A 644-nucleotide genomic window follows, 5' to 3' on the forward strand; every position below is an offset into this window, starting at 1 on the left:
ACCGTCAGCCTGGCGGGCATCCGCCTGGAGATCCCGGCACGCTACCGTGCCCTGGAGACGGTGCATCTGCGCTATGCGCGCTGGGATCTGGCGCATGTCGATCTGGTCGATCCGCACAGCGGCGTGATCTTGGCCCCCCTGCACCCGCTCGATAAGGCGGCCAATGCCGGGGAGCCCCGCCGCGCCCTCACACCGGCGGCGCCGGCCACGCAACCGAGCCCACCGAGCGGCATGGCGCCGCTGCTGCGAGCGCTCATCGCCGAGCACGCCGCGACCGGCCTGCCGCCGGCCTTTCTGCCCCTCGATTCCCCCGAGAACAACCCATGAATAGCCGACTGCTTGCCCTCTATGGGCTGAAATGGCACCCCTTCTCCTCGGAGCTGCCGATCGAGGCCCTCTACGTCCCGCCGCGGGTGGAGCAGTTCCTCTGGCGCATCGAGCAGGCGCAGATCCGCGAAGGCGGCTTCGCGATGCTTCGCGATGGTCCACGGCGAGCCGGGTACCGGCAAGAGCGTGGTCCTGCGCCTGCTCGCCGAGCGCCTCGCCCAGCTTCCCGACCTCACCGTCGGCGCCATCGATCACCCGCAAAGCAACCTCGCGGATTTCTACCGCGAGCTCGGCGAGCTGTTCGCCGTGCCGCTGCG

1 protein-coding gene and 1 pseudogene are annotated in these 644 nt (G+C 70.0%); both read left to right on the plus strand.

Annotated elements, in window-relative coordinates:
* Positions 1-327, plus strand: a pseudogene (locus tag G3446_RS27140) (IS481 family transposase); the annotation flags it as partial.
* A gap of 153 nt (positions 328-480) precedes the next feature.
* On the plus strand, positions 481-644 hold a 164-nt coding region (locus G3446_RS28555; protein WP_245232848.1), incomplete at its 3' end, for an ATP-binding protein.

The sequence above is a fragment of the Thiorhodococcus minor genome (assembly GCF_010820565.1).
Classification (GTDB): Bacteria; Pseudomonadota; Gammaproteobacteria; order Chromatiales; family Chromatiaceae; genus Thiorhodococcus; species Thiorhodococcus minor.